This is a genomic window from Streptomyces sp. NBC_01217 (genome assembly GCF_035994185.1).
Taxonomy (GTDB): Bacteria; Actinomycetota; Actinomycetes; order Streptomycetales; family Streptomycetaceae; genus Streptomyces.
This window is the reverse complement of sequence record NZ_CP108538.1, coordinates 6,023,610-6,045,951: the sequence shown is the minus strand read 5'-3', so window position 1 is coordinate 6,045,951 and position 22,342 is coordinate 6,023,610. Positions and strand designations below refer to the sequence as shown.

Genomic DNA, 22,342 nt, shown 5'->3' with positions numbered 1-22,342 from the left:
GCGTGATGTGGCCCCCTCGTTCCGCGTCACGCCTGGGGTCAGGCCTTGGGGGCGGGTGAACCCTTGGTGATGATTTCCGCGGCCGCCAGGCCGCAGACGCGGGCCGCGCCGTGGGTGGCGATGTGCAGCGCGCCCCGGGGGGCCGCCTGCGGGACGCCCATCTCGACCACGACCGTGTCGGGGCGCTCCGCCACCAGGCCGTCGAGGGCTTCGGCCATCCAGGCATGACGGTGGGCGTCGCGGACGACCACGACGATGCGCCGCTCCCCCGCCGCCTCCAGCACCGCGGCCACGGGCGCCTCGGTCTCGCTGCTGTACGTGTCGGTCTCCGTGCCGGGCAGCAGCCGGCCCAGCTCCGCGGCGACGCCCCACGGGGTCTCGTCGCCGACCGCGATGTTCGACGCGGAGGTGAAGGCGGCGACGTACGCGGGTTCGGTCAGCGGCTCGGCGGAGCCGGTCACCTTCACCGCGCGGCGGGCGGCGACCAGGCCGATGTCGGAACCCATTCCGGTGCCGGGCGCGGTCCCCTCCTGCGCTGCCGCACCCGGCTGCGAACCGGTCTCCTTGGCCCCCTGCGTCCAGGACGCTAGGGCGCGCACCCGTGCGGCCGCGTCCGCGAGCCGCTCCTCGGAGAGTTCACCGCTGCGTACCGCCGCGACCAGCGCGTCGCGCAGCCGCTGCACCGTACCGTCGTCCTCAAGACCGCCACCCACGCACAGGGCGTCGGCCCCCGCGGCGATCGCGAGGACGGAGCCGCGCTCGATGCCGTACGTCCCGGCGATGGCCTGCATCTCCACGGCGTCGGTGACGATCAGGCCGTCGTAGCCCAGCTCCCCGCGCAGCAGACCGGTGAGAATCTGCGGGCTCACCGTCCCCGGGCGGTCCGGGTCGAGTGCGGGCAGCAGGATGTGCGCGCTCATCACGCACTTGGAACCTGCGGCGATGGCGGCCCTGAAGGGCACCAGTTCGCGGGCGTGCAGCGTCTCCAGGTCCACGTCGATGCGCGGCATCGCGTGGTGCGAGTCGATCGCGGTGTCGCCGTGCCCGGGGAAGTGCTTGGTGCAGGCGGCGACCCCGGCGGCCTGGAGGCCCTCGATGTACGCGGCGGTGTGCCGGGCCACCAGCTGGGTGTCGGCGCCGAAGGACCGTACGCCGATGATCGGGTTGCCCGGGTTGGAGTTGACGTCCGCGGACGGCGCCCAGTTGAGGTTGACGCCGCACTCGGCGAGCCGGCGGCCCAGCTCCTGGGCGACGGCCCGGGTCAGCGCCACGTCGTCGACGTGGCCGAGCGCGAGGTTGCCGGGGAAGGAGGAGCCGGTGCGTACCTCAAGCCGGGTGACGTCACCGCCCTCCTCGTCGATCGCGACGAGGAGGTCCTCGCGCTCCGCCCTGAGCTGGGCGGTGAGCGCGGTGACCTGCTCGGGCGTCTGGATGTTGCGGCCGAACAGGGCGACGGAGGCGAGGCCTTCGTCGACCCGGCGCAGCACCCAGTCCGGGGCGGTGGTGCCGGTGAATCCGGGCTGCAGGACGGCGAGGGCGTCGCGGGTGACGGTGTCCGTGGTGGATATCAGCGTGGTCATGGAGCGGTGTTATCCCTTCACGGCGCCGTCGGTGAGGCCGCTGACGGCCTTGCGCTGCAAGTAGACGAAGAGGACCAGGATCGGGATCGCGAAGAGCGACGAAGCGGCCATGGTCGCTCCCCAGTCGTCCCCGAACGCGGTCTGGAACTGGGAGAGCCAGAGCGGCAGGGTCTGCGACTCGATGTCCTTGTTGAGGATGAGGACGAGCGGGAATTCGTTCCAGGCGGTGATGAAGCCGAAGAGCGAGGTCGCCATCAGCCCCGGGCCGAGCAGCGGCAGGATCACCTTCATGAAGGCCTGCGGACGGGTACAGCCGTCCACCATCGCCGACTCCTCCAGCTCCTTGGGCACCGCGGCCACGTAGCCGCGCAGCGTCAGGATGGTGAAGGGCAGGACCATCATCATGTAGAAGGCCGTCAGCGGGACCAGGCTGTTCAGCATGTCCGAGTCGCGGACCAGCATGTAGACCGCGATGACCATGACTTCCCAGGGCGCCATCTGCGCCACCATGAAGGTCAGCAGGATGCCCCGTCGGCCCTTGAAACGCATGCGTGCCATCGCGAAGGACGCCAGCAGCGCGATCACCAGCGAGGCACACACGGAGACCAGGGTGACGGTGAGCGAGTTGACGACCAGGGTCCAGAAGTGGTCCGCCTGTACGGCCTTCTCGAAGTGCTCGAAGGTGATCTCGGTCGGGAACCACACCGGGGTGTCGGTGATGATGTCGCCGGTCGGTTTGAACGCCGTGCTGAACATCCAGTAGACGGGGAAGGCGAAGCCTACGAAGAGGACGACAGCCGTCGCGTTGGGCCAGATCCGGCCGAACAGTGAGCGCCTCACAGTTCGTCCTCCTCGTGCTTCAGTACCGTGCGCAGGTAGTAGGCGGTCATCGCCAGCAGGACGATGATCGTCAGGAACGAGATGGCGGCGCCCATGCCGAAGTGCTGGTTGCCGACCCCCTCGACGAAGGCGTAGACGGGCAGGGTCTCGGTGAGCCGGTCCGGGCCACCGCCGTTGATCGCGAAGAGCTGGGCGAAGGACTTGAAGACCCAGATGATTTCGAGGAACGTCGTGGCCAGCAGGAACGGCTTGAGGAACGGGAGCGTCACGGAGGTGAAGCTCTTCCAGGCTCCTGCGCCGTCGAGCGAGGCGGCCTCGTACAGCTCCTTGGGGATCGTCGTCGACGCGGCGTACAGGTTGATCGCCACGAACGGGATCGACTGCCAGACGATCACCAGGGTGACCAGCGAGAAGGTGGAGAACTGGCTGCTCGTCCAGTTGTAGTCGGCCATCGAGTGCCAGCCGAGGCTGTCGAGCACGTAGTTGACGACACCGAAGCGCTGGGCGAACAGCCACTGGTACACCGTGGTGGCGGCGATGATCGGCATGGCCCAGGCGAGGACGAGGCCCAGCATCAGCAGCAGGCGCATCTTCTTGCCCAGGCGGGCGAGCAGCAGACCGACCAGGGCCCCGAGCAGCATGATCAGGACGACATTGGCGGCGGTGAAGAAGATGGAACGCTCGACGACCTTCCAGAAGTCCGAACTGCCCAGGACTTCCTTGTAGTTGTCGACGCCGTTCCACTCGGTCAGGTGCTGGATCAGCTGGCGCGGGTTGAGGTTCTGGAACGACAGCATGCCGTTCTTGACCAGCGGGTAGCCCAGCAGCAGCGCCGTGGCGAGCAGTGCGGGCAGGAGGAGCAGATACGGGGCCGAGCCACCGGCCCGCTTCTTTCGCAGGGCGGCTGGACTGCCGGGAGGTGCGGCGTCCTTGCGGACACCGGCTGCCGGGACCGAGTCCACTTGTTCGGTCTGCACTGACATGCTCGCCATCTCTTCTTGGGCCGTTCGGTCGAGTCACGCGGGCGCGCCGGGGGGCGGTCGGTCCCCGCCCCCCGGCGCGTGCGATCAGCTCTTCTGCGAGAGACGCTTGTTGATCTCGGACTCCGCCGCCTTGGCGGCTTCCTCCGGGGTCTTCCCGTTCAGAACCGCGGTCATGTAGTTCTTGATCGGGTTCGGAGCGTTCTCGACAGCGGCCCACTCGGGGATGAGCGGGGTGGTGCCACCGACGGCGGCGGCCGGGGCGGCGGCCTCGGCCGCAGCGTTGCCGGTCAGGTTGGAGTTGAGCGACTCCTTGTTCGGGATGACGCCGTTCTCCTTCGCCAGCGCGCCCTCGAACTGGTCGGACAGGGCGAGCTTCAGGTACTCCTTGGCGAGGTCCTGCTTCTTGCTGCCCGCGGCGACGGCGAAGTTGGAGCCACCGAGGAAGACGCCCTCCGGCTTCTCGGCGGTCTCACCCGGGATGGTGAAGTAGCCGATGTCGCCCTCGATGGCCTTGTTGGCGGCGATGGCCGTGCCGGCCTCCCAGCCCATGCCGATGAAGGCGCCGACGTTGCCCTTGGCGAAGACCTCGGCCTGCTGCGGGGTGGCCTCGTCCTTGTCCTTGGGGGCCTTGGAGTAGGACTGGTACTTCTTGTAGAGCTCCATGGCCGCGGTGACCTTGGGGTCGGAGAGGTTGGAGACGTACTTGTCGCCTTCCTTCTTCACCAGGTCCGCGCCCTGACCGATGGTCAGGCCGTCGAAGAAGTACCAGTTCTGGCCGGGCATGTAGATCGGCTCGGCCTTGCCCTTCTTCTTGATGGCGTCGAGGTCCTTGAAGAACTCGTCACGCGTCTTGGGGGTGTCCGTGATGCCGGCGTCGGCCCAGACCTTCTTGTTGTAGATGACGACGCGGTTGGCGAAGTACCACGGTGCGGCGTACTGCTTGCCGTCGAAGACCGAGGACTCGTTGAGGGCCTCGGTCCAGTCGCCGCCGATCTCCTTCTTGAGGTCGCTCAGGTCGGCGAGGCCACCGGTGGCCGCGTAGGCGGGGGTCTGGGTGTTGCCGACCTCGATGACGTCCGGCGGGGTCGACTCGGAGAGCGCCGTGGTGATCTTCTGCTGAATGCCGTTCCACTGCTGGGTCTCGAACTTCAGCGTGGCGCCGGTCTTCTTCTTGAAGGCCGCGGTCAGGTCCTTGGTCCAGCCGGGAGGCGTGGAGCCGTCCATGGCCCAGACGGTCAGCGTCTGACCCTTGTAGCTGTCCGGGCCCGTCTTCTTGCCGCTGTCGCTGCCGTCGTCCGACCCACACGCCGCGAGGCCGATCATCATGCCCGCGACGCCGATCGCCGCGATGAGCTTGCGCTTCACGCCAAACCCTCCTCAGGGATACTGCAACCCCGCCCACCGCGAAGACATTCGACGAGTACTGCTGGGGCTGGACCTGGCCTTTAATGGTTTAGACCAGTACCGGGAGCTTGGCCTAGACCTTTAGGGGTGTCAAGGGTGTATAAGAAGTGCACTCGCGTCCGTTATAGGACCGACACCTAAGGGAGGGCGACGAGCCGTGACCGGACCGTGCCACCATGTGAGCCGCGACAGACGGAGGAGCCGGTGACGGCAGCAACGCAGCAGTCGGGAAGGCGGGCCATGGGTGCCGACGGGGGCAGTACGGAGAACGAGACGGGCGCGACCACGCGGACGGCGCGCGTCCCGAAGTACTACCGGCTGAAGCGACATCTCCTCGACATGACGGACACCATGCCGCCCGGCACCCCCGTGCCGCCGGAGCGGACCCTGGCCGCCGAGTTCGACACCTCACGCACGACCGTGCGTCAGGCGCTCCAGGAACTGGTCGTCGAGGGCCGGTTGGAGCGCATCCAGGGCAAGGGAACCTTCGTCGCCAAGCCGAAGGTCTCGCAGGCCCTGCAGCTCACCTCGTACACCGAGGACATGCGCGCCCAGGGGCTCGAACCGACGTCCCAGCTGCTGGACATCGGCTATGTCACCGCCGACGACACGCTCGCCGGGCTGCTCGACATCACGGCCGGCGGGCGCGTGCTGCGGATCGAGCGGCTGCGGCTCGCCAGCGGGGAGCCGATGGCGATCGAGACCACACACCTTTCGGCCAAACGCTTTCCCGCGCTGCGCCGTTCGCTGGTGAAGTACACCTCGCTCTACACCGCCCTGGCGGAGGTGTACGACGTCCGGCTGGCCGAGGCCGAGGAGACCATCGAGACCTCGCTCGCCACGCCGCGCGAGGCCGGACTGCTCGGTACGGACGTGGGCCTGCCGATGCTGATGCTGTCCCGGCACTCGCTGGACGGCCGGGGCGAGCCGGTGGAGTGGGTGCGTTCGGTCTACCGCGGCGACCGGTACAAGTTCGTGGCGCGCCTGAAGCGGCCGACGGACTGACGCGGTTCGCCCGGCGGGGGCGGACGCGCATGAGTGGTGGCCGGGGAACCTTCCCCGGCCACCACTCATTTCAGGCCGGTCACCGCGGCCACGGCCGCACCCGGCTGCGTGGCCGTCCGGCCGGGGGCAGTTCCACGAAACCCGGGTGAACCGAATCGGTTCCGGGCCCGTGCACCTCTGCGATACGTCACCGTTGCAGGACCGCAATGCGGACAGGGGATGACGCTGACCGGAAACCTCCCCTAGATTTCCTGCGCATTACACCAGGTGATCAGCTAGGGAACGGAGTCGCCCCATGCCGTCGGACCCAGAAGGAAAACCACCCACGGTCACACCCGTGCGAGTGGTCATCGCCCTCTGTCTCATCGCGCCGTTCGTGGCGATGCTCTGGGTGAGTTCGTACGCGAAGGTGGACCCCACCTTCATCGGAATCCCGTTCTTCTACTGGTACCAGATGCTCTGGGTGCTGCTCTCCACCGCGCTCACGGTCGTCGCGTACAAGCTGTGGCAGCGTGACCAGCGCGCCCGCAAGGGGGGTGCGTCGGCATGAAGGACGGCGTGAACGGCGTCGCACTCGGCGTCTTCATCTTCTTCTTCCTGGCCGTCACGGTCATGGGCTTCCTGGCGGCGCGCTGGCGCAAGGCCGAGAACGCCAGCCTCGACGAATGGGGTCTGGGCGGACGGTCGTTCGGGACCTGGGTCACCTGGTTCCTGCTCGGCGGCGACCTGTACACCGCGTACACCTTCGTCGCCGTTCCCGCGGCGATCTACGCGGCGGGCGCGGCCGGATTCTTCGCCGTGCCGTACACCATCCTGGTGTACCCGCTGATCTTCACGTTCCTGCCGCGGCTGTGGTCGGTCTCGCACAAGCACGGGTACGTGACCACCTCGGACTTCGTACGCGGGCGCTTCGGCTCGAAGGGGCTCTCGCTGGCGGTCGCCGTCACGGGCATCCTCGCCACGATGCCGTACATCGCGCTCCAGCTCGTCGGCATCCAGGCGGTGCTGGACGTGATGGGCGTCGGCGGTGGCGAGAACACCAACTGGTTCATCAAGGACCTGCCGCTGCTGATCGCGTTCGCGGTGCTCGCCGCGTACACCTACTCGTCCGGCCTGCGGGCGCCCGCGCTGATCGCGTTCGTCAAGGACGGGCTGATCTACCTGGTCATCGCGGTGGCGATCATCTACATCCCGATCAAACTCGGCGGCTTCGACGACATCTTCGCCGGGGCGAGCGAGAAGTTCTCCGCCGTCAACGAGGCAGCCGGCAAACCGGTGGCAGGCCTCGCGCCCGGGGCGGCGGGCCAGTGGACGTACGCCACCCTGGCACTGGGCTCGGCGCTGGCGCTCTTCATGTACCCGCACTCGATCACGGCCACGCTCTCCAGCCGCAGCCGCAATGTGATCCGGCGCAACACCACGATCCTGCCGCTGTACTCGCTGATGCTGGGCCTGCTTGCGCTGCTCGGCTTCATGGCGATCGCCGCCGGGATCAAGGTGGACAACGGGCAGTTGGCCATCCCCCAGCTGTTCGAGAACATGTTCCCGGACTGGTTCGCGGGCGTCGCGTTCGCCGCCATCGGCATCGGCGCGCTGGTGCCCGCCGCGATCATGTCGATCGCCGCGGCGAACCTCTTCACCCGCAACATCTACAAGGACTTCCTGAAGCCGGACGCGACCCCGGAGCAGGAGACCAAGGTCTCCAAGCTGGTGTCGCTGCTGGTTAAGGTCGGTGCGCTCGCCTTCGTCCTCACCATGGACAAGACGGTCGCGATCAACTTCCAGCTGCTCGGCGGGATCTGGATCCTGCAGACGTTCCCGGCGTTGGTGGGCGGCCTGTTCACCCGCTGGTTCCACCGCTGGGCGCTGCTCGCGGGCTGGGCGGTCGGCATGGTGTACGGGACGTTGGCCGCGTACGGGGTCGCCAGCCCGACCCAGGCGCACTTCGGCGGCTCGTCCAAGGCGATCCCGGGCATCGGTGAGATCGGCTACATCGGTCTGACCGCGTTCGTGCTGAACGTGGTGGTGACGGTGGTGCTGACCTTCGTCCTGAACGCCGTGAAGGCACCCGTCGGGATCGACGAGACCTCCCCGTCCGACTACACGGCCGACGCGGGCGACCCGGGCGTCCAGGTGGAGCTCCCGCCGGCCACGGCGGGGGCGCCGGGAGGCGGCCACTGACGGCCCTTCCCACGGTCCGGCAGCGGCCCGTCGAGCCCCGTTCAGCGGGGCGCGACGGGCCGTTCGTCTGCTCCGAGAGGGGATGGCACGGCTTGTCCCTCGGGCCCGGCCGACGGGACACGACACAACATGTGGGGGCGTCTTCATCCAGCGGCCCCCACATGTATGCTCGTGCTCGCTGTCGCCGCAGGGAAATCCGGTGCGAATCCGGAACTGTCCCGCAACGGTGTATTCGGTGTGCTTTTGCACACCCTCAGGAAGTCCGAGGACCTGCCGACAGCGCATCCGGCTCGACCGAACCGGATGCCAGACGTCCGGGCCTCGCGGATGGGCCGGTGGACGCCGTACGGAGTGCTGCCCCGACGCGGGCCCGCCTCTGCCCGGCTGCCCCGCCTCCCGCCGGCCCCGAGCCGAGCGAGGGAGAGCACCACGTGACCATCGCGCCAGTCGATCCGGCTTCAGTCGCCGTGTCCGAAGCGGCCGAGTCCGAGGCAACCGCACACGACGGACCGGGGACCGCACTGCTGCGGACCCTGACCGACCTCACCGTCGATCTGCCCGACACCGACCCCGGTCGCGTCGCCGCCGCCGCGCTGCGCGGCCGCAACGCCCGTTCGGACGAGGCGGAGTTGCGCGCGCTGGCCACCGAGGCCGCCGCGGGGCTGATCTCCGAGGACCCCGCCTACTCCCGGCTCGCCGCCAGACTGCTGACCCGTTCCGTCGCGGACGAGGCTGCCGGTCAGGGCGCGGTCTCCTTCTCCGCCTCGGTCGCCGTCGGGCACCGCGAGGGCCTGATCGCGGACCGTACGGCCGAGTTCGTCGTACTGCACGCGGCCGCCCTCGACGCGCTGGTGGAAGCTTCGCTCGCCGACGGCGCCGACGACCGCTTCGGCTACTTCGGGCTGCGGACCCTGCACAGCCGCTATCTGCTGCGTCACCCGCACACCCGTCAGGTCATCGAGACGCCCCAGCACTTCATGCTGCGCGTCGCGGCCGGACTCGCCGAGGACGACTCCGAGCGCGCCCTGGACGAGGTCGCGGCGCTGTACGGGCTGATGAGCCGCCTCGACTACCTCCCCTCCTCCCCCACGCTCTTCAACTCCGGCACCCGGCACCCGCAGATGTCCTCCTGCTATCTGCTGGACTCGCCGCTGGACGAGCTCGACTCGATCTACGACCGCTACCACCAGGTGGCGCGGCTCTCCAAGCACGCGGGCGGCATCGGCCTCTCCTACTCCCGGATCCGCGCCCGCGGTTCGCTGATCCGTGGCACCAACGGGCACTCCAACGGCATCGTGCCGTTCCTGAAGACGCTCGACGCCTCGGTCGCCGCGGTGAACCAGGGCGGCCGCCGCAAGGGCGCCGCCGCCGTCTACCTGGAGACCTGGCACGCGGACATCGAGGAGTTCCTGGAGCTGCGCGACAACACGGGTGAGGACCAGCGGCGTACGCACAACCTCAACCTGGCGCACTGGATCCCGGACGAGTTCATGCGCCGGGTCGACGCGGACGGCGACTGGTCGCTGTTCTCGCCCGCCGACGTGCCCGAGCTGGTCGACCTGTGGGGCGACGAGTTCGACGCCGCGTACCGGGCCGCCGAGGCCAAGGGCCTGGCCCGCAAGTCGATGCCGGCGCGTGAGCTGTACGGCCGGATGATGCGGACCCTCGCGCAGACCGGTCAGGGCTGGATGACCTTCAAGGACGCCTCCAACCGGACCGCGAACCAGACCGCCGAGCCGGGCCGTGTGGTCCACTCGTCGAATCTGTGCACCGAGATCCTCGAAGTCACCGACGACGGCGAGACGGCCGTCTGCAACCTGGGCTCGGTCAACCTCGGCGCGTTCGTCGCCGACGGTGGCATCGACTGGGAGCGACTGGACGCGACCGTCCGTACCGCCGTGACCTTCCTCGACCGGGTCGTCGACATCAACTTCTACCCGACCGAGCAGGCCGGCCGCTCCAATGCGAAGTGGCGCCCGGTCGGCCTGGGTGCGATGGGTCTCCAGGACGTCTTCTTCCAGCTGCGGCTGCCCTTCGACTCCCCCGAGGCCCGCGCGCTCTCCACGAAGATCTCCGAGCGGATCATGCTCGCCGCGTACGAGGCGTCCTGCGACCTCGCCGAGCGGTCCGGTCCGCTGCCCGCGTGGTCGCAGACGCGCGCCGCCCGCGGTGTGCTGCACCCCGACCACTACGCCACCGAGCTGACCTGGCCGGAGCGCTGGGACGCGCTGCGCGCCCGGGTCGCGAAGACCGGCATGCGCAACTCGCTGCTGCTGGCCATCGCGCCGACGGCGACGATCGCCTCGATCGCGGGTGTGTACGAGTGCATCGAGCCGCAGGTCTCCAACCTCTTCAAGCGCGAGACGCTCAGCGGTGAGTTCCTCCAGGTCAACGCGTATCTGGTGGACGAGCTGAAGAAGCTCGGCGTGTGGGACGCACGGACCCGTGAGGCACTGCGCGAGGCGAGCGGCTCGGTGCAGGGGTTCGCCTGGATCCCGGAGGACGTACGGGCGTTGTACCGCACGGCGTGGGAGATCCCGCAGCGCGGTCTGATCGACATGGCGGCGGCGCGTACGCCGTTCCTCGACCAGAGCCAGTCGCTGAACCTGTTCCTGGAGACGCCGACGATCGGCAAGCTTTCCTCGATGTACGCCTACGCCTGGAAGCAGGGGCTGAAGACGACGTACTACCTGCGTTCGCGCCCTGCGACCCGGATCGCCCGCGCGGCATCCGGCCAGGCCGCGGCCGCCGCCTCCATTCCCGTACAGCAGGCATCGGCTCCCGACGCGGACGCGATCGCCTGCTCCCTCGAAAACCCCGAGTCCTGCGAGGCATGCCAGTAATCATGAGTGACAAGAACCTGCTCGACCCGGGCTTCGAACTGACCCTGCGGCCCATGCGCTACCCGGACTTCTACGAGCGCTACCGCGACGCGATCAAGAACACCTGGACGGTCGAGGAGGTCGACCTCCACTCCGACGTGGCCGACCTCGCCAAGCTGTCCCCCGGCGAGCAGCACATGATCGGCCGGCTCGTCGCGTTCTTCGCGACCGGCGACTCAATCGTGTCGAACAACCTCGTGCTGACGCTGTACAAGCACATCAACTCCCCCGAGGCGCGGCTGTATCTGTCGCGGCAGCTCTTCGAGGAGGCCGTGCACGTCCAGTTCTATCTGACGCTGCTGGACACCTATCTGCCCGATCCGGACGACCGTGCGGCCGCGTTCGACGCGGTCGAGGAGATTCCGTCGATCCGCGAGAAGGCGCAGTTCTGCTTCAAGTGGATGGATTCGGTCGAGAAGATCGACCGGCTGGAGACGAAGGCCGACCGCCGCCGCTTCCTGCTGAACCTGATCTGCTTCGCGGCGTGCATCGAGGGACTGTTCTTCTACGGCGCGTTCGCGTACGTCTACTGGTTCCGCTCGCGCGGTCTGCTGCACGGTCTCGCCACGGGCACCAACTGGGTGTTCCGTGACGAGACGATGCACATGAACTTCGCGTTCGAGGTCGTGGACACCGTCCGCAAGGAGGAGCCGGACCTCTTCGACGACGAACTCCAGCAGCAGGTCACCGACATGCTGAAGGAGGCCGTCGACGCGGAGCTGCAGTTCGGCCGCGATCTGTGCGGCGACGGACTGCCGGGCATGAACACCGAGTCCATGCGCCAGTACCTGGAGTGCGTGGCCGACCAGCGGCTCGCCCGGCTGGGCTTCCCGACGGTCTACGGCTCCGAGAACCCGTTCTCGTTCATGGAGCTGCAGGGTGTGCAGGAGCTGACGAACTTCTTCGAGCGCCGCCCGTCCGCCTACCAGGTGGCGGTGGAGGGCTCGGTCGCCTTCGACGACGACTTCTAGATCCTGGCCCAGCTTCCGAGGTGGGGACGCCGCACAGTCATCGGCTGTGCGGCGTCCGCCGTTTCGGGGGGAGTGTGCCCCCGTTCCCGTTCCGCCTCGCGCAGTTGGCGGTCGATGCGGCGCTCCCGGGCCAGCCCGGCGAGGGCGGGGACCAGGAAGAGACCGATAAGTACGGCTGTGCCCAGGACGTTCAGGATTGTGTTCATGCCTCTACTCTCGTCCGCGCGGACGAATTGCGGCAGTGGCAGGACTGTCATGGAGCATCGAATTACTGCCACACTGGCTCCATGCTGAAGAATGTCGCCGCCCTGCTGCTCGACGAGGTCCACCCCTTCGAACTCGGTGTGCTGTGCGAGGTCTTCGGGCTCGACCGCGGCGACGAGGGCCTGCCGGTCCACGATTTCGCCGTGGTCTCCGCCGAGGGCCCGGTGCTGCAGACCCATGCCGGGTTCACCATCAGTACGCCGCACGGACTGGACCGCCTGGACGAGGCCGACCTCATCGCCGTGCCGGCCGGCAGCCACTTCATGCGGCGCGACTACCCCGAAGAGGTCCTCGACGCCCTGCGCCGGGCCGTGGACCGGGGCGCGCGCGTGCTGAGCGTCTGCTCCGGCGCGTATGTGCTCGGCGCGGCCGGACTGCTGGACGGGCGCCGCTGCACCACGCACTGGCGCCACGCCCAGGAGCTGGCCCGCCGCTTCCCCCGGGCCGTCGTCGAGCCCGATGTGCTCTACGTGGACGAGGGCCCGGTCATCACATCGGCGGGTACGGCGGCCGGGATCGACGCCTGTCTGCATCTGGTCCGCCAGGCATACGGCCCCGATGTGACCAACGCGATCGCCCGCCGCATGGTGGTGCCGCCGCACCGGGACGGCGGGCAGGCGCAGTACATCAAGCGGCCGCTGCCCCGCACCCGGTGCGACACGGTCGGCGAGACGCTGGTCTGGATGGAGCGCCACCTCGACCGGGAGATGACCGTCGACCAGCTCGCCGTACAGGCGCACATGTCACCGCGCACCTTCGCCCGCCGCTTCCAGCAGGAGACCGGCACCACTCCCTACCGCTGGCTGCTGCGCCAGCGTGTCCTGCTGGCGCAGCATCTGCTGGAGACCTCCGACGAAACGGTGGACACGATCGCCGGGCGCACCGGCTTCGGGACCGCCGCGGCGCTGCGCCATCAGTTCGTGCGGTCGTTGGGCACCACGCCGAACGCGTACCGCCGCACCTTCCGCGGTCCGGGCGCGATGTCCGAGGTCGCCTGAACCGCGGGCGACCTGGGCGTCAGACGCCGCAGTTCGGCGCCGACCAGAAGTGGCTGGGGCCCTGGTTGACGTGGATGTGGTCGCCGTGGTCCGGGTAGCCCGGGCCGAGGATCCCGTTGAAGCCGTGGTTGCGGGCCTGCTTGGCGAGGGTGCACAGGGCGTGCGGTCCGGCGCCGAGGTCGGCCGCGTCCCCGTACAGATGACGGCTGTTGGACGCGCCGCCGACCGCGCTGTTGCAGGAGGTGGAGCGGAAGCCGCTGGTGATCCGGATCGACTGGTCACCGAGCGCGTGCCGCAGTGCCTCCAGCTTCCACATGGTGCTCAGCGCGTTGGCCTTCGCCGTGCCCGCCGCGACGGCACCACCGGCCCAGGTCGTGTTGCACTGGTTGTGCTCGGCGTACGAGAAGTGGACGGGCGTGCAGTCGTTGTCCTGGAGCTCATAGAGCTTGGCCTGGGTGGCCGGGCCCGCGATGCCGTCGGCGGCGAGGCCGTACGCGGCCTGGAAGCGCTTGACGGCCGCGGTGGTGGCCGGCCCGTAGGAGCCGTCGATCGCGAGCACGGAGTTGTAGCCGGGGTAGCCGGCCACCCGTATCTGGAGCTGGACGACGTCATTGCCGGTGGCGCCGGAGGACAGTGTGCGGGTCCAGGTGTAGCAGCCGTCGGCCTGTGCGGTGCCGGCGGTGACCACGGCACCACCCAAGGCAAAAGCCATGGTCATGACAAGGCCGAGCAGGAGTCGTGCGATACGTCTGAGCATGTGGGGGCTCCCTACTACTACAGAGATGTGGAGAGAGAGCCTGTCGGACGAGTCGACGCGCGTCAACTACGCATGGACGAACCACAGTTGACGATCAATCGAGGGCCGCAAGACCGGGCGGGCCCGGCCTCCCCCGCAGGGAGACCGGGCCCGCCGGTGAAAGCCGGCCGGTCTCAGTCGTTCGGCACGATCTCGTAGCGCGGCGTGTTCTCCGCCATCTGCCGCAGCGCGTCCTTGCGGTCCCGCTTCGAGAGCCGGTCGATGTACAGGTATCCGTACAGGTGGTCCGTCTCGTGCTGGAGGCAGCGGGCGAAGTAGCCGTTGCCCCGGACCTTGACCGGGTTGCCCTTGGCATCCTGTCCGCGGACCACCGCGTAGTCCGGGCGGGCCAGCGAGGCATACGCCGTCGGCACCGAGAGGCAGCCCTCGTTGGAGTCGTCCAGCACCCGGTCCTCGGGCGCCAGCTCCTCCAGCACCGGGTTGCAGACGGCGCCCACGTGCCGCACGCCCTCGTCGTCCGGGCAGTCGTAGACGAAGACCTTCAGGTCCACGCCGATCTGGTTGGCGGCCAGGCCCACGCCCTCCGCCGCCCGCTGGCTCGCGAACATGTCGTCGATCAGCCGGCCCAGCTCGTCGTCGAACTCGGTGACGTCCTTGCACTCCTTGTGCAGCACCGGGTTGCCCACGACCGTGATCGGACGGGAGGTGCCGCGCTCGCGATATGCCGCCTCGCGCGCCTCACAGTCCTCGGTGTCCACGACGAAACCCTCGTCGTCGACGCTGATCTGCTCGTCCGTCTCCTGCTGCGCCATGTCCGCCGTACGCCTTCCTCAAAACCTGAAACCCGGCACATCCCGAAGGACCGGGGGCCGGGTACCCGAGCACCGCGATCGGTGCCCGTACAGCCTACGGGCACCGGTCAGCCGACTTCTTCGAGATCCCGCCACTCGCGGCTGTCCGGGCTGTCCGCCACCCAGCCGTCCAGCAGCCCGCGCACCAGCCCGGCCGGTGCCGCTATCCCGCACTCGCGCTCCGGCACCCAAAGCTCACCGGCGGTGCGGTGGCCCAGCGGACCCGGATGCCCCGGCTCGCTGTGGTCGTGCGGGTCCAGGTGCTCGCCGTCGCCCTCGTCGCTCTCCATGCGGCTCTCCGAGCAGGCCCGGCAGAGCAGCCGCACGGACGAGGACCAGTCCTCGGCGGCGAACCCGGCGTCGGACGCCAGCTGTTCCAGGGCGTTCCGGTCCGCCTCGGTGGCCGCTTCGAGCAGCACCACCCAGGTGGGCACGGGGGACGGCGCCCACAGCTCGATCTCGTCGAAGACGGGGTACGAGGGCCCGGCCGCGGTGACCCGCTCGCCGTGCGGAACGCCGTCGTGCAGGACGACCTCGCCCCAGCGGCGGCCGGAGGACGGCAGCGGGATGGAGAGCACTTCCATCCGGGCCGGATCGAGCCTGCGGCCCCAGACGACCTCGGCCTCGCCCTCCGGCGACAGCCGCACCGCGGCGCTGCCCAGCTCCATGCCGACCGGCTCGCTGTTGGCCGCCGAGGTGTGCTGGCCCGCGCCCGGCACCCTCAGGCCGTACGCCTGCCAGGCGCGGCGCGCCAGCGGCCAGTCCTGCAGTGCGGTGGCGGCGATCCCGACGTTCCACCAGTCCGGAGCGCCGGATTCCTTGTCGAGCAGCGCGACGGCCCGCAGGCCCGCGGCTCTCGCCTGTTCCCAGTCATGCCGGAATTTGTGCAGCAGCGCCAGGTTGAACCAGGACTCCGAGAGCCAGGGTTCCAGGTCCGCCGCACGTGTCAGCAGTGCGCCCGCGTCCTCGTACCGGCCGTCGCCGATCAGCGTGAACGCGCGGTCCGTGGCCTGCCGCCAAGAGGCGGAGGGCCGATGCCGTACCTTCCCGAAGATCCTCACGATTCCCGCCTGTCCCGACTGGACACCCTCGTTTTCCGCTCTTCTTCGCATCCAACCATGCCTGGCCGGAGCCCCGCTCATTACCCATGGGTTACCCAGGTGGGACGGGGGTCAGACCGCCCCGGGCCAGGACCCGTGCCAGTGATTCCACGACCTCGGGCTGATAGTCGTGACCGGTCCCGAGCCTGAGTTGTTCCAGCGCACCCAGCGGCCCGATGAGACTTTCCCCGCAGAGGTCGTCGTATGCGTTCACGGCCCTGACGATCCTGGCGGACAACGGCTGCTCGCGGTAGGGGTCGGCCTGGCGTTCGACCACGACGGCGACCTCGGTGTCCACCCCGGTCTGCCGGACCACGGCCCCGCCGAGCAGCGCGATGCGGCGCTGCTCGGCGGCGGGCAGGACGGCCGTCGCCCCGTCCGGGACCGGGTCGACGAGGGAGAGCTGGCCGATGTCGTGCATCAGTGCCGCGTACTCCAGCACGGTCAGCTCGCTTCCGGAGAGCCCCAGCTCGCGTCCGACGGCCGTGCAGAGCACGGCGACCCTGCGGGCATGCCCGTGCGGGGTGTATCCGGCGATCTCGGTGGCCCTGGCGAGCGAGGCGATCGTCTGCCGGTACGTGGTGCGCACGGCGGCGAACCGGCGGAAGGAGACCTGGGTCAGCAGCAGCGGTACGCACAGGACGGGCAGCGCCCACAGCCCGGCGACGGCGACCCCGAGGGCCATCACGACCCCGGTCGCGCAGACCGCCGAGCCGATGCCGATGAGGGCGCGCAGTTCGTCGCGGAGCAGCGGCCCGTACGGGAGGGGGGTACCTCCCGTGCTCTTGAAGCCGTGGGGGACGGTGCGCGACAGCAGCAGGGCGGCGAGCACGGCGTCGCACAGGGCGGTCAGGACGAGGAACAGGAGCATGAAGAGCACGTAGTACGGACCCTCGCCGAACCAGTCCGCGGCGCGGCCGGAGTTGTACAGCGGCTGGAAGCACACGGCGGCGAAGGTGACGGTCAGTATGCGCCGGGCCACCCGGTCGGGCGCGGGGCCGCTGCCGCGCGCCACATGGGGCACACAGGCAACGAGCTGCGCGGCGACGAGCACGGCGATCACCTGGAGGACGCCGTGGGTGGTGGGCTCGCCGCCGCTGCAGCCCAGGAGGGCGTACGCGAGTGCTCCGGCGGCGCCGAGCGGTGCGGGCTCGCGCTCGCCGGGCAGCGCGCCCCAGCGGGCCAGTTCACCGACGGTGATGAGCAGCCCGAAGGTGAGAGCGTGACCCGGTTCGTGGACACCGTCCCAGAGGGTGTGACCGAGCCCGGCGAGGGCGAGAACGACCGCGGCGCCGTGGACGGCGAGGACGACGGGGGGCAGTGCCATGCCCCGGGGACGGGTGCGGGTCATCGGTGACGGTCCGCGGACGGATTCGGACCGGGCGCAGCGGGGCCGGACACCTCGGGACCGGGCGCCACGGAGCCGGGCGCCACCGGTCCGGGCGTCTCCGCCCTCCGTGGCCCCGGAATCGCCTCGTCCGACGTAACCGCCGTCACCGTCGCCGACCATCCGTGCCGGTCCAGCGCCTGCGCCAGCGCCCGTACCATCTGCGGGTCGAACTGGGTGCCCGCGCACCGCTTCAGCTCCTCCAGCGCCGCGGGCACCGGCCTGCCCCTGCGGTAGGACCGGGTCGACGTCATCGCGTCGAAGGCGTCCGCCACCGCTACGACCCGGGCGAACTCGGGGATGTCCCGCCCGCTGAGCCCGTACGGGTAACCGCTGCCGTCGAGCCGCTCGTGGTGGTGCAGGATCGCGGCCCGCGCCTCGCCGAGGAAGCCGATGCCGCGGACGATCTCGTGGCCGTACTCCGGGTGCAGTTCGATCACCCGCCGCTCCTCCTGGGTGAGCGGCCCGTCCTTGCGGAGCACCCTGGTCGGGACGCCGAGCTTGCCGACGTCGTGCAGGATGCCGGCGAACCGGAGGACCTCCAGGCGGTCCTGGTCCATGCCCAGTTCGCGGGCGATGAGAACGGAGGCCTGTCCGACCCGTTCGCTGTGACCGCGGGTGTACGTGTCCTTGAGGTCGACGGCCTGCACCAGGGCCCTGATGGTGGCGCGGTGGGCGGCGTGCTCACGGTGGTACTGGGCGAAGACCCAGCAGGAGATGTACATCGGCAGCAGGAGGATGAGCGCGGACAGCGGCCCGTACGGACCGCGCCACAGGACGGCCATCATCAGTCCGGCGAGTCCGTGCACCAGATGCGGTCCCAGCGAGCGGGACAGCAGCCCGCTCCAGGCGCGCCGGACGGGCACCCGTTCGGCCGCGACCAGGATGGAACCGTCCAGCACGGCCAGGACGAGGCTGAAGGCGAGGGTGGCGGCGCAGGCGGGCAGAGTCGCGTACGGGAGGTCGGGGAGCCGGTCGGTGCCACTGCCGGTGCCGCCGAGCGTGGCGGCGCCGCCGAGCAGACCGTGGACGGACGAGGCCGCCCAGACGGTGACGGCGAGCTGCGCGGCCCGCCAGATCCGCCGTGCGGTGGCGGGCGCGGTCTCCACCCGGCCGACGAGCGATCCGGGGAGCGCGACCAGGGCGGCCGCGCCGGGCGGCAGCAGAAAGGCGGCGGCGAGCAGCAGTGGGAAGAACGATCCGGCGCTGATCGGCACGGAGCTGCCGAAGAACGGGCCGCGGCCGAGGAGTTCACAGACCAGATAGAGCGCGGTGAGCAGTCCGACGGTCGCCCATGGGGTCCCGGCGTCCGTTCGCAGCACGGGAAGCACGCATAAGAGTGCGCCGATCGCGACCGCCGCAATGTACGCGCGCGCCGCCCCGCGTGTGGCCCTCACCCGCCCGGCCCGCCCCCCATCATGGTCAATGAAGGCGCCAGGCTAGCGAGTTGAGTGTCCCGTCGAGCGTCAATGAGCCCGATTAGCACATTCGGGTGATGTGCGCGGGACGCGGCCGATGCGGGGTACGGACGGGGGCGGCGCGGCTACGCGCGGCCCCCGGACGTCATTCCTTGGCGACGGTCTGCTGACCGGTCTCCGAGACCGTCACGTCCTGCTCGGGCACCGCCTGCCCCGAGCGGATCAGATCGATCCGGCCCATCACCTTGGAGCGCAGATCGGTCGGCACGTCGTCCTGACCGCAGCAGCGCTTCACCAGCTTCTTCACGGCCTGCTCCAGGCCGTACTTCTCCAGGCACGGGGAGCACTCCTCGAAGTGCACCTCGAACTTGGTGCAGTCGCTGTCGGGCATCTCGTGATCGAGGAACTCGTAGAGATGATCGAGGACCTCTGAGCAGTCCGTCTCGTGCGGCTCTCCGCAGCTCATGAGCCCGAGCCTTTCCGATCGTCCGACTCTCCGGCACCGGCGGGGACGAGCCCGCGCTCACGGGCGTAGTCCTCCAGCATGCCGCGCAGTTGGCGGCGGCCCCGGTGCAGTCGGGACATCACCGTACCGATGGGTGTCCCCATGATGTCCGCGATCTCCTTGTAGGCAAAGCCCTCTACATCGGCGAGATACACGGCGATGCGGAACTCTTCGGGGATCGCCTGCAGAGCGGACTTCACATCCGAGTCGGGCAGGTGGTCGAGAGCCTGCGACTCCGCGGAGCGCAGCCCGGTCGACATGTGCGACTCGGCGCGCGCGAGCTGCCAGTCCTCGATCTCCTCGGCGGCGCTGCGCTGAGGTTCGCGCTGCTTCTTGCGGTACGAGTTGATGAACGTATTGGTGAGGATGCGGTACATCCACGCCTTGAGGTTGGTGCCCTCACGGAACTGGTGGAAGGAGCCATAGGCCTTGGCATACGTCTCCTGGACCAGGTCCTCGGCGTCCGCGGGGTTGCGCGTCATGCGCAGCGCGGCCGAGTACATCTGGTCGAGGAAACCAAGAGCGTCCCGCTCGAAGCGCGCATTGCGCTCGGCGGTCGTCTCCTGTGCGCGGCCGTCGTCGGTCCCTGTGTCGGTCCCAGTGACCGGACCCACCTCCTCCAACGCTGTGGCGGAGCCGAAACCGGACCCGCTCGAATCGGAGAATAGTCGACCTTGCTTCGAGACGGGCTGTCGATCCGATCCGCTCAGTGCCCGCTCGGGAGTGGTCTTGGCCGCATGCAGGACCGTCCACTCCAGGTCAGCGGCGTTCGAGCGGCGCGGGCAGATGGTCGAACCCATGCGACGGACTCCCTCTCCACAGACGACGTTGATGTACCGATGTCACCGACAACAGTGGCCTCTCGCTCAACATTCCCGGGGGTGCGTGCGGGCCGCCGAATCGGGCGTGTACGTCATAGGGTGCTCAGCCACGCGGTCACGGCGGCGGTGAGGACCTCCATCGCCTGATCCTCGGTCAGACCGGACCTCTTCGCCACGGCGAACCCGTGGTCGCCGTAGGGCACCTCGGTGATCCCGTACTCCCCCGGAGGGAATTCGGCGGGCCGCCCGAACGGGTCATTGCCGCCCTGCACGACGAGGGTGGGTACGCCGGCCGCGAGGAGCTCGTCCTTGCGGGACTTCTCCGGCCTTCCCGGCGGGTGCAGCGGGAAGGCGAGCGCGAGGACGGCATGGGCGCCGAGCTCCTTCGCCGTCCGGCAGGCCACCCGGGCCCCGGCGCTGCGCCCTCCGGCGACGACGGGCAGCCCCGGGGCGGTGAGCGCGGGCCACAGGCCGCGCCAGCCGGTGTCCAGGGTCTTCGGGGCAGGCGCGATCTTCCTCCCGGCGACCCGCCACGGCTGCTCCACCAGGGCGACGGTCACCCCGTGGGCGGGCAGCGCGGCGGCCAGGGCCCGGAGGTCGCGCGTCTCGATGCCACCGCCCGCGCCATGACCGACGGCGAGCACCAGCCGGGCGTTCTTCACCGGCTGCGCGGGGAACCAGGTGATCCTGGCCGGTCCGGCGTCCGTGTCGACCGTCTCGGTCCTGCGGCCTGTCTCCGGGGTACTCACGCACCCCATCCTGCCCGGTCGCGGCGGGGTCGTCAGAACAGCGTGCTCTCCTCCGGCGCGGCCAGCTCCTCCAGCAGCTCGGGACCGTTGTTGCGGACGTTGCTGACGGCCGTGGCCACCGGGTAGGCCCGCATCAGCCCGCCGGGCGGCGGTGCGAGCAGTCCCTTCAGCTCCTCGACGTCGGTGCGCGAGGGGTCGAGCCAGGCGTCCCACCGGTCCGGGGTCAGCATCAGCGGCATCCGGGGGTGGATGTCGGCGAGCGCGGCCGGGCCCTCGGCGGGGGCGACGGCGAGCGGAGTGGTCTCCGCCTCGGTCGTGATCACCGAGCAGGTCACCCACCAGGCCATCGGGTGGTCGTCCGGCAGGGTCCGGTCGCGCCAGAACTCGTACAGCCCGGCCATCGCGAAGACCGATCCGTCGGCGGGTGTGACGAAGTAGGGCTGCTTGCGCGGCCGCTTCTTCTTCCCCTTCTCCTCCAGCTGCCGCTCGTCCACGCCGGTGACCCACTCGTAGTAGCCGTCGGCGGGCAGGATGCAGCGCCGGGAGACGAAGGGGCGGCGGAAGGACGGCTTCTCGTGGACGGTCTCCGCGCGGGCGTTGATCATGCGGGCGGCGCCCTCGGGGGACTTCGCCCACGACGGCACGAGCCCCCATTTCAGGGCGCGCAACTGGCGAACCGGACGCTGATCGTCTGCGTCTTTCACAGGACGCTCCAGTACGGCGTAGACCTCCTTGGTCGGCGCCACGTTCCAATCGGGAGCCAGGGCCTCGGCCGGTTCCCACTTCTCGACCTGGAAGAGTCCGGTCAGGTCCTCGGGCCGCCGACTCGCTGCATACCGTCCGCACATGAGTGCCAGACTGCCACGACCGTCACGACGACAAGACGCCGATACCGCAAGGAGCCGCCCGCAGCATGGACAGCACCGATCTGGGCAATCTGTGGGACCGCGTCTTCGGCACCCAGCCCGCACCCGAGCAGTGGCTGGTGGTCGTCACCGGCACGCTCGCGCTGATCGCCGTCGTACCGAACCCGATATGGCGGCTGAGCCGCAATGCGATCACCATCGCGCACGAGGGCGGACATGGACTGATCGCGCTGATCAGCGGACGGCAGCTGTCCGGAATCCGGCTGCACTCGGACACCAGCGGGCTGACGGTCAGCCGCGGCAGGCCCACCGGCATCGGGATGATCCTGACTGCGGCGGCCGGCTACACCGCCCCGCCGCTGCTGGGCCTGGGCGGGGCGTGGCTGCTGGTCGACGGCAGGATCACGCTGCTGCTGTGGCTGGCCACCGCGCTGCTCGCGGTGATGCTGGTGATGATCCGCAATGTGTACGGGGCGCTGACGGTGATCCTCACCGGGGCGGCCTTCCTGCTGGTGTCCTGGCTGGCCTCGCCCGCCTGGCAGTCGCTGTTCGCGTACACCGTGGTCTGGTTCCTGCTGCTCGGGGGCGTACGCCCGGCCTTCGAGCTCCAGTCGAAGCGGCGGCACGGCGGTGCGCCGGACTCGGACGCGGACCAGTTGTCGCGGCTGACGGATGTGCCGGCCGCGCTGTGGCTGTTCCTCTTCCACGCGGTGTCGCTCTGCTCGCTGATCGGCGGCGGGCGCTGGCTGCTCGGTCTGTGAGATCCGGTCCGCGAGGTCC

General features: G+C 69.6%; 21 protein-coding genes and 1 riboswitch. Of the genes, 7 read left to right on the top strand and 14 right to left on the bottom strand.

Going from position 1 to position 22,342, the window contains the following annotated elements; genetic code table 11:
• Positions 1 to 38: 38 nt before the first annotated feature.
• The 4 genes from OG507_RS27140 to OG507_RS27125 form a co-directional block, all read right to left on the bottom strand.
• Positions 39 to 1,580, bottom strand: coding sequence for a glycoside hydrolase family 3 protein (locus tag OG507_RS27140; RefSeq protein ID WP_327369784.1), 1,542 nt, complete (start codon positions 1,578 to 1,580; stop codon positions 39 to 41).
• Positions 1,581 to 1,589: 9 nt separating this feature from the next.
• On the bottom strand, positions 1,590 to 2,420 hold the full coding sequence (locus tag OG507_RS27135) for a carbohydrate ABC transporter permease (protein WP_327369783.1): 831 nt from the start codon (positions 2,418 to 2,420) through the stop codon (positions 1,590 to 1,592).
• On the bottom strand, positions 2,417 to 3,403 hold the full coding sequence (locus tag OG507_RS27130; protein ID WP_327369782.1) for a carbohydrate ABC transporter permease: 987 nt from the start codon (positions 3,401 to 3,403) through the stop codon (positions 2,417 to 2,419). The genes OG507_RS27135 and OG507_RS27130 overlap by 4 nt, the downstream gene beginning before the upstream one ends.
• 84 nt (positions 3,404 to 3,487) lie before the next feature.
• Entirely contained in the window at positions 3,488 to 4,768 is a 1,281-nt protein-coding gene (locus OG507_RS27125; protein ID WP_327369781.1) for an extracellular solute-binding protein, read from the bottom strand.
• A gap of 279 nt (positions 4,769 to 5,047) precedes the next feature.
• Here OG507_RS27125 and OG507_RS27120 point away from each other — a divergent pair, with 279 nt between their 5' ends.
• The 5 genes from OG507_RS27120 to OG507_RS27100 all read left to right on the top strand — a co-directional run bounded on the left by OG507_RS27120 (position 5,048) and on the right by OG507_RS27100 (position 11,846).
• Positions 5,048 to 5,812 carry a GntR family transcriptional regulator gene (locus OG507_RS27120; RefSeq protein WP_327372104.1) on the top strand — a complete coding sequence of 255 codons (765 nt, stop codon included), beginning with the start codon at positions 5,048 to 5,050 and terminating at the stop codon, positions 5,810 to 5,812.
• 295 nt (positions 5,813 to 6,107) lie between these two features.
• On the top strand, positions 6,108 to 6,362 hold the full coding sequence (locus OG507_RS27115) for a DUF3311 domain-containing protein (RefSeq protein ID WP_327369780.1): 255 nt from the start codon (positions 6,108 to 6,110) through the stop codon (positions 6,360 to 6,362).
• The gene (gene mctP / locus OG507_RS27110; RefSeq protein WP_327369779.1) at positions 6,359 to 7,993 is read left to right on the top strand and encodes a monocarboxylate uptake permease MctP; all 1,635 of its coding nucleotides are present in this window, start codon (positions 6,359 to 6,361) and stop codon (positions 7,991 to 7,993) included. Before OG507_RS27115 ends, mctP begins: the two co-directional genes overlap by 4 nt.
• A gap of 178 nt (positions 7,994 to 8,171) precedes the next feature.
• Positions 8,172 to 8,273, top strand: a riboswitch (adenosylcobalamin-variant (AdoCbl-variant) riboswitch).
• A gap of 151 nt (positions 8,274 to 8,424) precedes the next feature.
• A complete protein-coding gene (locus OG507_RS27105) occupies positions 8,425 to 10,836 on the top strand; it encodes a ribonucleoside-diphosphate reductase subunit alpha (protein WP_327369778.1) in 2,412 nt (803 codons plus the stop codon).
• Positions 10,827 to 11,846 carry a ribonucleotide-diphosphate reductase subunit beta gene (locus tag OG507_RS27100; protein ID WP_442811020.1) on the top strand — a complete coding sequence of 340 codons (1,020 nt, stop codon included), beginning with the start codon at positions 10,827 to 10,829 and terminating at the stop codon, positions 11,844 to 11,846. The genes OG507_RS27105 and OG507_RS27100 overlap by 10 nt, the downstream gene beginning before the upstream one ends.
• On the opposite strand, the gene OG507_RS27095 is transcribed toward OG507_RS27100, so the two are convergent.
• On the bottom strand, positions 11,843 to 12,052 hold the full coding sequence (locus tag OG507_RS27095) for a hypothetical protein (protein WP_327369776.1): 210 nt from the start codon (positions 12,050 to 12,052) through the stop codon (positions 11,843 to 11,845). The genes OG507_RS27100 and OG507_RS27095 overlap by 4 nt on opposite strands.
• Before the next feature lie 81 nt (positions 12,053 to 12,133).
• Here OG507_RS27095 and OG507_RS27090 point away from each other — a divergent pair, with 81 nt between their 5' ends.
• Positions 12,134 to 13,108: a GlxA family transcriptional regulator gene (locus tag OG507_RS27090; RefSeq protein WP_327369775.1), complete on the top strand. Its 975-nt coding sequence runs from the start codon at positions 12,134 to 12,136 to the stop codon at positions 13,106 to 13,108.
• A 19-nt stretch (positions 13,109 to 13,127) separates the two neighbouring features.
• On the opposite strand, the gene OG507_RS27085 is transcribed toward OG507_RS27090, so the two are convergent.
• The 9 genes from OG507_RS27085 to OG507_RS27045 form a co-directional block, all read right to left on the bottom strand.
• Positions 13,128 to 13,865 carry a D-Ala-D-Ala carboxypeptidase family metallohydrolase gene (locus OG507_RS27085; protein WP_327369774.1) on the bottom strand — a complete coding sequence of 246 codons (738 nt, stop codon included), beginning with the start codon at positions 13,863 to 13,865 and terminating at the stop codon, positions 13,128 to 13,130.
• Between the two features lie 173 nt (positions 13,866 to 14,038).
• Positions 14,039 to 14,677: a peptide deformylase gene (gene def, locus OG507_RS27080; protein ID WP_327369773.1), complete on the bottom strand. Its 639-nt coding sequence runs from the start codon at positions 14,675 to 14,677 to the stop codon at positions 14,039 to 14,041.
• Positions 14,678 to 14,784: 107 nt separating this feature from the next.
• Positions 14,785 to 15,777, bottom strand: coding sequence for a tetratricopeptide repeat protein (locus tag OG507_RS27075; RefSeq protein ID WP_327369772.1), 993 nt, complete (start codon positions 15,775 to 15,777; stop codon positions 14,785 to 14,787).
• A 91-nt stretch (positions 15,778 to 15,868) separates the two neighbouring features.
• Complete coding sequence (locus OG507_RS27070; protein WP_327369771.1) at positions 15,869 to 17,167, bottom strand: HD-GYP domain-containing protein; 1,299 nt, start codon at positions 17,165 to 17,167, stop codon at positions 15,869 to 15,871.
• Positions 17,164 to 18,600, bottom strand: a complete 1,437-nt coding sequence (locus tag OG507_RS27065; protein WP_327369770.1) for an HD-GYP domain-containing protein — start codon at positions 18,598 to 18,600, stop codon at positions 17,164 to 17,166. The genes OG507_RS27070 and OG507_RS27065 overlap by 4 nt, the downstream gene beginning before the upstream one ends.
• A 166-nt stretch (positions 18,601 to 18,766) precedes the next feature.
• The gene (gene rsrA / locus OG507_RS27060; protein ID WP_327369769.1) at positions 18,767 to 19,087 is read right to left on the bottom strand and encodes a mycothiol system anti-sigma-R factor; all 321 of its coding nucleotides are present in this window, start codon (positions 19,085 to 19,087) and stop codon (positions 18,767 to 18,769) included.
• The gene (locus OG507_RS27055; RefSeq protein ID WP_189273941.1) at positions 19,084 to 19,740 is read right to left on the bottom strand and encodes a sigma-70 family RNA polymerase sigma factor; all 657 of its coding nucleotides are present in this window, start codon (positions 19,738 to 19,740) and stop codon (positions 19,084 to 19,086) included. The genes rsrA and OG507_RS27055 overlap by 4 nt, the downstream gene beginning before the upstream one ends.
• A gap of 299 nt (positions 19,741 to 20,039) precedes the next feature.
• On the bottom strand, positions 20,040 to 20,696 hold the full coding sequence (locus OG507_RS27050; RefSeq protein ID WP_327369768.1) for an alpha/beta hydrolase family protein: 657 nt from the start codon (positions 20,694 to 20,696) through the stop codon (positions 20,040 to 20,042).
• Between the two features lie 32 nt (positions 20,697 to 20,728).
• Entirely contained in the window at positions 20,729 to 21,544 is an 816-nt protein-coding gene (locus OG507_RS27045) for an SOS response-associated peptidase (RefSeq protein ID WP_327369767.1), read from the bottom strand.
• A 65-nt stretch (positions 21,545 to 21,609) separates the two neighbouring features.
• Here OG507_RS27045 and OG507_RS27040 point away from each other — a divergent pair, with 65 nt between their 5' ends.
• A complete protein-coding gene (locus OG507_RS27040) occupies positions 21,610 to 22,323 on the top strand; it encodes a M50 family metallopeptidase (RefSeq protein ID WP_327369766.1) in 714 nt (237 codons plus the stop codon).
• Positions 22,324 to 22,342: the final 19 nt, after the last annotated feature.

Bases quoted from the DNA above. Each gene is read 5' to 3' on its own strand.
- OG507_RS27130 (WP_327369782.1), bottom strand. From the start codon at position 3,403: ATGTCAGTGCAGACCGAACAAGTGGACTCGGTCCCGGCAGCCGGTGTC.
- mctP (WP_327369779.1), top strand. From the start codon at position 6,359: ATGAAGGACGGCGTGAACGGCGTCGCACTCGGCGTCTTCATCTTCTTC.
- OG507_RS27085 (WP_327369774.1), bottom strand. From the start codon at position 13,865: ATGCTCAGACGTATCGCACGACTCCTGCTCGGCCTTGTCATGACCATG.
- OG507_RS27140 (WP_327369784.1), bottom strand. From the start codon at position 1,580: ATGACCACGCTGATATCCACCACGGACACCGTCACCCGCGACGCCCTC.
- OG507_RS27120 (WP_327372104.1), top strand. From the start codon at position 5,048: ATGGGTGCCGACGGGGGCAGTACGGAGAACGAGACGGGCGCGACCACG.
- OG507_RS27115 (WP_327369780.1), top strand. From the start codon at position 6,108: ATGCCGTCGGACCCAGAAGGAAAACCACCCACGGTCACACCCGTGCGA.
- OG507_RS27090 (WP_327369775.1), top strand. From the start codon at position 12,134: ATGCTGAAGAATGTCGCCGCCCTGCTGCTCGACGAGGTCCACCCCTTC.
- OG507_RS27070 (WP_327369771.1), bottom strand. From the start codon at position 17,167: ATGACCCGCACCCGTCCCCGGGGCATGGCACTGCCCCCCGTCGTCCTC.
- OG507_RS27040 (WP_327369766.1), top strand. From the start codon at position 21,610: ATGGACAGCACCGATCTGGGCAATCTGTGGGACCGCGTCTTCGGCACC.
- OG507_RS27045 (WP_327369767.1), bottom strand. From the start codon at position 21,544: ATGTGCGGACGGTATGCAGCGAGTCGGCGGCCCGAGGACCTGACCGGA.
- OG507_RS27095 (WP_327369776.1), bottom strand. From the start codon at position 12,052: ATGAACACAATCCTGAACGTCCTGGGCACAGCCGTACTTATCGGTCTC.
- def (WP_327369773.1), bottom strand. From the start codon at position 14,677: ATGGCGCAGCAGGAGACGGACGAGCAGATCAGCGTCGACGACGAGGGT.
- OG507_RS27100 (WP_442811020.1), top strand. From the start codon at position 10,827: ATGCCAGTAATCATGAGTGACAAGAACCTGCTCGACCCGGGCTTCGAA.
- rsrA (WP_327369769.1), bottom strand. From the start codon at position 19,087: ATGAGCTGCGGAGAGCCGCACGAGACGGACTGCTCAGAGGTCCTCGAT.